4 protein-coding genes and 1 pseudogene are annotated in these 8,465 nt (G+C 41.9%); 2 read left to right on the top strand and 3 right to left on the bottom strand.

What is annotated here, in order from left to right:
• The coding region (locus FCR06_RS31610; protein ID WP_189523664.1) for a transposase at window positions 1-261 on the top strand (261 nt) is incomplete at its 5' end.
• Between the two features lie 414 nt (window positions 262-675).
• On the top strand, window positions 676-1,491 hold the full coding sequence (locus tag FCR06_RS31605; protein WP_223280389.1) for a DUF928 domain-containing protein: 816 nt from the start codon (window positions 676-678) through the stop codon (window positions 1,489-1,491).
• Window positions 1,492-1,499: 8 nt separating this feature from the next.
• Here FCR06_RS31605 and FCR06_RS31600 read toward each other — a convergent pair whose 3' ends face one another.
• The 3 genes and pseudogenes from FCR06_RS31600 to FCR06_RS31590 form a co-directional block, all read right to left on the bottom strand.
• A complete protein-coding gene (locus tag FCR06_RS31600) occupies window positions 1,500-4,130 on the bottom strand; it encodes a CHAT domain-containing protein (RefSeq protein WP_138506819.1) in 2,631 nt (876 codons plus the stop codon).
• Window positions 4,131-4,140: 10 nt separating this feature from the next.
• On the bottom strand, window positions 4,141-7,035 hold the full coding sequence (locus FCR06_RS31595) for a filamentous hemagglutinin N-terminal domain-containing protein (RefSeq protein WP_138506817.1): 2,895 nt from the start codon (window positions 7,033-7,035) through the stop codon (window positions 4,141-4,143).
• Window positions 7,036-7,225: 190 nt separating this feature from the next.
• Window positions 7,226-8,046 (bottom strand): annotated as a pseudogene (locus tag FCR06_RS31590) (IS5 family transposase).
• Window positions 8,047-8,465: the final 419 nt, after the last annotated feature.

Raw genomic sequence — 8,465 nt, 5'->3', positions numbered from 1 at the left:
ATGGATAATCTACCTGCTCATAAAGTCGAAGAGATTAAGCTTTTGATTGAAGGAGTGGGAGCAAGTATTCTTTATCTATCTCCTTATTCTCCTGAATTCAATCCAATTGAACATTGGTGGTCACAATTAAAAGCTTTTCTGAAACAATTTTCTCCCAAGAGTTCATCTGTCGTTGATGGTTTAATTAAAATTGCGCTGAAACTAGTTGATCCAAAACATCTAAAAAATTGGTTTACTAATTGCTGCTACTGTACCTCATAAACCTCAAATATGCTGTATATTACTGGTTGGGATTTTATTCTTGAGGCTTTATTTGTATCAGGCTTTTCGTGAAATGGTATTAGACATTATTTAGCACGATTACAGACGCTGCTAACGTCGCTACCGCTTCGCTATCGCAAAACACTGTGTTATTCTAACTCAGTATAAATGCTGAGATATTCTATCCGATTATCACTTCATTATTTAAAGTACGTTCTATTCCTGTTTCTCCTTAATTCATACTGCAATCAGCAACGCCAAATTTCTTAATATCCAAAGCTTGTGCATAACGTAAGTCGATTGTGCTGATAGCTATACATAATAGGGGATTCCAAATCTCCTTTTTAATAGGAAGGTGAAATGTCTAGGGATATCTATACTTTTGTACTGGTAGCATCGAGAAATATGAAATGTATGCTAACAATTGTTCTAATTTTGAGCAGCCTTACCTATTATCCAGCAAAGGTAACAGCCCAAACTAAACAACCAGCAATGACTAAGCAGCCTGTACAACCAACCAAAGGTAACACTTCATCTCAAGGGCGTAACTCTCGACCAGTTTTTGTTTTGCCAAAAACACCTGCTCAGTTAAGTCCGATCTCTGGGCGTAGAACTGGAATGGGTAGCCGGGATAACTGTCCTGCGGTGACAACTGCACTCACTGCTTTAGTACCGTTGCGAGAGGAACAAAAGCTTAGTAAAACAGACAAACCAATTTTAAGGATTGTGGGCGGACTAACTACCTCTGAACGACCAACCTTTTGGTTTTATGTTCCTTACACTCAAGAATTAACAGCTAGTGCTGAATTTATCTTACAAGATAGTGCACAAAACGATATTTATAGGAATGCGATCGCACTACCTCAAAAGCCTGGTATCATCGGTGTTTCTCTCCCATCAAATACATCCTTGCAAGTCTGGAAAACATATCACTGGTATTTAAAAGTCCCTTGCAATCAACAACAAACAGCAAGTGTTCCTATTTATGTAGAAGGAGACATTCAAAGAGTCAATTTAGATTCTCGGATGATGCAGCAGTTGCAAACAGCAGTCAATCCGCAACAAAAAGTTGCAATCTATGCACAAGAAGGTATTTGGTTTGATTCTCTGACTATGCTGGCACAACTGCGCCAAAAAAATCCTCATGATGCATCTGTTGCTGAAGATTGGCAAAGTCTATTGAGGTCTGTCAATTTAGATAATGTTTCTACGGCTCCTCTGGTAAAATAACTGTTTGTTTACAACCAATTACCAACTAATACGTAAGTTGCCCAATAGAGAGGACGAGTATATTGGGAACTAGATAGTAGCTTTAATTGAGCTGAGCGTAAAGCTTCTGCCGTAGTTTTACTAATTGTTAACTGATGATAGAATTCACTAACAAACAAAGCAGTGGATTCATCCCCAATTTGCCATAGAGACGCTAGAGTACTCCGCGCTCCAGCACGCAGGGCAACTCCTGCTAATCCCAATGCAGCACGGTTATCTCCTTGTGCTGTTTCGCAAGCACTCAGAACAAGTAATCCCAGTGGCTCTGTTCGTTTTTGCTCTCTACTCTTGAGCAAGCTATCTAATTCATTTACGTAGATGCGTTTATCGGCTGCTAAGATAAAAGTGTCTTTTGCTTTAGAGCTAAATTGTCCGTGAGTTGCCAGGTGAACAACTCTAAAAGGTTGAGTATTAATCGTTTTTTCTAAAGTTGTACTTTTGAAATTTTCATCCAATAATATCGTTGTCGATATACCCGATTGCTGAATCAAGTTCAGTTCAACCTTGACATTGGGAAGCGGTGTAAACTTTTCGTTCTTGGGTGGTTGCGAGAGTCCTCCAGCAAGAGCATTTAATCTTTTCTGTGCTAGAGGTTTAGGAGTAAATAGTTGCAATCCCGGACTAATGGCTATAGCGTACTTCTGGACTAAATACTCTTTGCCATCATACAATGCAGACATTGGAATGTTTCGTAATGAGCCATCTGGGATAAAGACTAGAGTATTAACTCTACTATTTTTGAGTTCAGCTGCAACTGGTTTAATTAACCAATCATAAAGCTGCTGGGAAACCACTTGAAATTTATTATTAGCATCGGGTTGGACTATCGTCTCTCGCATTTCTGTGATAACGCGCTCTACTTGCTGATGGTTCACCACAGAAGTTTTATGTAACAAAGGTTGATTGGGAAGTTTGAGGATAACTTCTAACTGGTTATCTAAGATAATCGGGTAAAAAATAGCAGTACTAGGGCGATCGCGGTCTACCACTTTGTCCAGCATCACAAATTGGTTACTCAAGCAAGCTTCTCGGAAAAAATTATCTAGTTCTGCTAGTTGCAAAGCTTCTATTCGCTGGCGCACTTTATCTAAATCGGGTTTTCCTTGTCCTTTCTGTTGCAGAAGCAGTTCTACTGACTGGCGATAGATAGGTTCTACGCTATCACGAAAATTAAACTGCACTTCTCGATTTACCGTAACTAAATCAGTACGCAGAGACTGAAGAGTTGTAACTGCGGTATCATAAACAGCGATCGCTCCCTCAATATTTCCTTGTGCTTTGAACAGACGTCCCAACTGCCACTCCCAACGATAAGCTATATCTGAAGCATCGATTTTTTGAGCGATAAACAATGCTTGCTGCGTCAATTTCTGTGCATCTTGCCATTGATTATTTTGTTCGTAGACTTCTGCTAAACTGCCTAGAGCATAAGATTGAGTGCGTTCATCACCTATAGTTTTGGCTTGTTGAACGCTGTTTGCGAGAATCTCTGCAATATCTTTTTTATTAACAATTTTATTTATGGTGCGAGCAAAATTGATCCGTGCGTAGATACCAGCTTGAGTGGTAGGCAGAGTTGCGAGTTGAGATTGGATTGTGGGTATTATTGTTTTTGCTTGTGCTACTTGTTCATTCTCGACAAGCAAGCTGAGTTGATTGATTTGAGCTTGAACTTTGGTGAGTGGGTTTGGCGCAATTAAAGCCGCATTTTCATAATCGACTATAGCGTCTTTTATGTTACCTAAGTCTCTAACAGTATTACCAAGAGAAAATTCTGTTAGGCTAATCTCTAAAGGTAATTGCAGACGTTGGGCAATTTCTAAACTGTGTTTTAAATTTTTCCAGGATTGTTCTAAATCACCTAATTGTCGATGGACATTACCAAGAGAGCGCAAAGCAGTGACTTTTTCAAGTGAGTCAGGTTGAGTTTGTAACTGTTGGGAGACTTCATTGAATATGTCTAAGCTACGGCGGTAAAACCCAGAAACTCGTAAAGCTTGTGCTTGATTGATACGGCTGCGCGTCACTCCCATATTGTATTGTTTACCTAAGCGCTTCCAGATTTGCTCTGCTTGCTGTGATGTTTTCAAAGATATATCTGCCTGTCCCTGTGACAGTTGCAGTCCACTTTGAATCTCTAAAGTTTGTGCGAGAACTTCTAGCAATTCTGACTTGGGATTGTTGACATTCAACTTTTGATTTGTATTGTCCCAGCCCAGTAGATTTAAGCTACTATTAATAGCTTTTGACGCTTCTTTCCATGAGCCGAGTTGCTCAAACACTAGAGAAAGGTTAGTTAGTGCTGCGGCTTGTGCAAGGTTGTCGCCTTGGAGTTGATAGATACGGACAGCTTGTTGTAGAACAGTTACAGCTTCAGCAAAGCGTCCAGATTGATAAAGCGCTTCTCCTTGAGAGACAAGTTCCTGTGATGTTGTAGTTGAAGGTTTGGTAGTTTGCGTGTATGTTCCGGCAGGTGAATTTGTCTGCGGTTGTTTGGCAAATGTCCTGGGGATAATAGTTAGGAAAAAAGCAAGGGTAAATAAGACTACATAGTTTACCGCAAATCTCATGAGTCGCTTAGTCAGCCCAAATGAATGCATATTTCACACCTTACTGTGATGCAGCACAAGAAGCAGGAGTTTGCCGAGAACTCTCAGGAGTGACATTAGGTGCTTGTGCCACAAGTTCTATATTCCCATTGCTGTCAACTACCCAACCAGTAGCTTCGACAATTGTCAGCACCGTAGCAACTTTAGTACTATTTGAGACTGCTATTGGTTGTGGCGAAATTGTTGTTTTAGCTTTTGTTGCGGGTTTTGGTCTTAATCTCACCCACGCTGAGAGAGTACTTGTATCTTGTAATGGTTCAGTGGGACTCATCGGTAGTCCACCGCGTCCTGTTGACACAAAAGAACTCTGAAATTGCCGACTTCCGGGAGTGCAGACGGTGGAAATTTGCCCAGAGACATCAACAAGATTAGTGGGGAGTTCGATTAAGCTGCTAGTGGGGTTTATATCAGGTCTAATGATTTCTACATTACCGCTCAACTCGCGAGTTCGCCCTGTGGCGGTGATATCACTTGTGTTTGGGGAATCTACATGCCGGAACTGAATACCAAAGATACCTTTAGTAATGATTCTGATATTCCCACCACGAAAGTTAGCAGATTTAGCGGTGATGTTGCTATTTTCAGAGCCAGCCAAGACATCAGCATTAATATTGATGTTGCCGCCAATAACGTTTTTTCCTGCGGCGTCGGTTGTGATGTTGCTATTGCCTGTCATGATTAAATCTTGTGAGTTAATAATGTTAATTGTCGCCTGTTCTCTATCCCGGTCAACTTTGGGGCTGCGTGTATTGGCAATGAGTGAGGCGTTGTTGTTTAAACGGATAGAGCGTGCATTTAATGTCATGCTGCCTGCGGTTCCTGTTGTGGAACTCTGCACAGTTACTCTAGCCCCATCTCGCACTAGCAAGGTATTGGTTTTGACTGTCAAATCACCCGCATCTCCTGTTGAGTCTAGGCTTGCTCGCGCAAACAAGCCACTACTAAACCGACCATTAGCGCTTGTACCAATCAGTTGCACATCTTGAGCATCAACGCTCAAAATTCCCCCATTACCCGCACCGGAAGTGCCAGTATTTACTTGTGCCCCATCTCGCACTAGCAAGGTATTGGTTGTGACTGTCAAATTACCTGCATCTCCTGTTGAGTTTGGGTTTGCTCGTGCAAACAAGCCACTACTAAACCGACCATTAGCGCTTGTACCAATCAGTTGCACATCTTGAGCATCAACGCTCAAATTTCCCCCCTTCTTGCCCGCACGGAAAGTGCCAGTATTTACTTGTGCCCCATCTCGCACTAGCAAGGTATTGGTTGTGACCTTCAAATCACCCGCATCTCCTGTTGAGCTTAAGTTTGCTTGTGCAAACAAGCCACTACTAAACCGACCATTAGCGCTTGTACCAATCAGTTGCACATCTTGAGCATCAACGCTCAAATTTCCCCCCTTGCCCGCACCGAAAGTGCCAGTATTTATCCGTGCCCCGTCTCCAATGAACAAGGTATTGGTTTTGACCTTCAAATCACCCGCATTTCCTGTTGAGTTTTCCCGTGCAGAAGTAGACAACCCACTAGGAAACTTCCCATTAGCACTTGTACCAATTAGTTGTATATCTTGGGCATCAACGCTTAAAATTCCCCCGTTACCCACACTGATAGTACTAGTATTTACCCGTGCTCCATCTCGCACTAGCAAGGTATTGGTTGTGACCGTCAAATTACCCGCATCTCCTGTTGAGTTTGAGTTTGTTTGTGCAAACAAGCCACTAAGTGTCCCATCGTCAGCGCTCGTACCAATCAGTTGCACATCTTGCGCATCAATGCTTATATTTCCCCCGTTGTTCGCACTATATGTTCTAGTAGTTACTCGTGCCCCACTCTCAAGCCGCAAGGTACTAGCATTGATACTGATATCGCCTCCCTGTCCATTTGCTTCTGCTCCCACTTGACTAAGAATCTCACTTTTATTGTTAAGGTTTATTGCTCCAGTAGCATTAATCGAAATATTTCCCGCCTGACTATTATTAGAACCTAGTCCACTGTCTATGCCTGCACCCAGGAAACTCTCTCCTGTCATTTCTAAATTTCGGGCATTAACTGTGATACTACCACCATCGCCAGCAAATACATTTACTTGCGCGCCATTGCTAAGGAAAATATCGCTTCTTTCTACACTATTGGGAAAACTCAAACGAATATTATTACCATCGTCATTCAACCCAACTGTACCAGCACTAGCTAACCCACCTAACTCGATACTTCCACCAAAAGCATTCAATTTTCCACCATCCATGTTCACATTGCCACCTACTAACAGCAAACTTCGACCATCTGGGACACGTAGACCCAATGCATCCTTGTCACCAGGAGTAGATCTTACTCGTGCAGTCGAACTATTTTGAATCGGTGCAGCTGCAATTTGATTAAATAATAAGGCATTTGGATTTACTGTTAACAACGCTGAAGGACCTTCTGGATTCGAGGCACTGAAAAATCCTAGATTGCCAAATCCTATGGCATTGGCAGTTGCGCCAACAAACGAACCGCCGATATTCAAACTAGCATTTTTACCAAAAATAATCCCATTGGGATTAATCAGAAACACATTGGCTGTGCCGTTAGATTTGATTAAACCATCAATGTTAGAGATAGACTTACCTGTGACTCGACTAATAATATTTTGAATATCCAGAGTATTATTAAACAAAGCTGTTGAGCCATTGAGAACAGAGAACTCCTCAAAGCTGTGGAACAGATTAGCACCTCGTGTGGTTCCACCTTCAATTATTCTCGTATTACCCTTTAATTTCACATTGGAATTATTTGGCAGAGTGCTGTCTGGGGTGATTTGGGCAACTGAAATATTTGCATATAAGGTAACTGCACTGAAAATGGCAACTCTTAGACCTTGTAACCAGTTTGGCGCAGTTTTAAAAGACATTGCACTCTCCTATAAAAAAGAAAATTTAGGTTGGAGCCTCAATCTTGAGTAGAAGTGTCAGGAAAATCAACTTATGCACAACACAGGATATTAGCAATTTGGCACTGCTGAATCAAGTGAATAAACTAGAGCAAACGCACCTGGCATCTAAGTTTAAGAGGTTGTTTAAAAAGTTATGAGATGGTAAATTTTATGCCAATCTTGTGATCATAATTCGGATGATTGCAAGGTAAATAAATGTCTTTGCAGTTTCAGGGAGTAGGTCATAATCTTTGTTCAATCGCCGAGACCAAACAAGCCAACCAAAAGTTCGCTCCACAAGCGAACGTTTAGGTAGCAAAATAAACCCCTTATGTTCTCTGGGTGGGTCGGATGACTACTTGTATAATCCAACGGCAAAAGTCCATCACACACTGCATCAAATGATACACCGTCAAAGCCACTATCGACCCAGATCTGATTTAGACGGGACACGGCAGTTCCTATCTGTTTGACCTTTTTGAGTACTTGTTTACCTCCTTGACGCTCACCCGTACTAGCAGCAGTGACCAACACCCTCAGTACTAATCCCAAGGTATTCACTATTAAAAAACGTTTGCGTCCTTTGACTTTTTTACCCGCATCATAGCCAACTGCTTGACTTACTAATGCCGCACTTTTGACACTTTGACTGTCTATAATCGCTTGTGAGGGACTTGGTTGTCGATTATTATCCACTCTCACCCATTGACGCAAATGCTCATGAATTCTCACCCAAGTTCCATCTTTGCGCCAGTTCCGAAAATAAGTATAAACTGTTTGCCAGTTTGGAAAATCACCTGGTAGCGTTCCCGCTTCGGGTTGCCGAAGGCATCGCCATCGACAACCTTCACACAAAACATAAAAAATCGCGTTGAGAACCGAAAATATTTCCACACAACGTTTGCGGCCGCTTGGTTTTGCAGCTGGAATTAACCCACTAATCAGTTCAAACTGCTCTTGGGTAAGGTTACTGGAGTATGATTTACTCATGGCTCTCAACGCTGCTGTACTACGTATTTGCAGCTTACACCTTGAGAGCTTTTTTACTGCCCAACCTACTTTTCAAACAACCTCTAACATTACACCCGTTGCGCTACCCCCAACAGCCTGCCCAGACGAGGTTTCACATCAGTGTTTAGTACTATTCGTCCTGAGGCGCATCCTTGAATGCATACCCAATGCTAATTTCACGATAATTGAGGCTAAGAATATTTCGACGATGTCCCTTATTGTCAGGCGTTTCCTTAGTGCCTTACGCCTGAAAATTTCCGCTTAAGGATGCCTTTACTTAACTTTAGTTTGCCCATTGAATAAACCCCCTTGTGTTTACTCCATGTCTGGAGAATCGATTTTTTGCATCGTGGTACATATGAGCTTGTACAATGCTAGGAACTATAGCAGGTTTAATG

Source organism: Nostoc sp. PA-18-2419, from assembly GCF_005869855.1.
GTDB lineage: Bacteria > Cyanobacteriota > Cyanobacteriia > Cyanobacteriales > Nostocaceae > Nostoc.
Note: the sequence above shows the minus strand (reverse complement) of the source record. Positions and strands in the feature narration are given on the sequence as shown.

Excerpts from the sequence above, each read along its gene's own strand:
- FCR06_RS31605 (WP_223280389.1), top strand. The coding sequence starts at position 676 with ATGCTAACAATTGTTCTAATTTTGAGCAGCCTTACCTATTATCCAGCA.
- FCR06_RS31600 (WP_138506819.1), bottom strand. The coding sequence starts at position 4,130 with ATGCATTCATTTGGGCTGACTAAGCGACTCATGAGATTTGCGGTAAAC.
- FCR06_RS31595 (WP_138506817.1), bottom strand. The coding sequence starts at position 7,035 with ATGTCTTTTAAAACTGCGCCAAACTGGTTACAAGGTCTAAGAGTTGCC.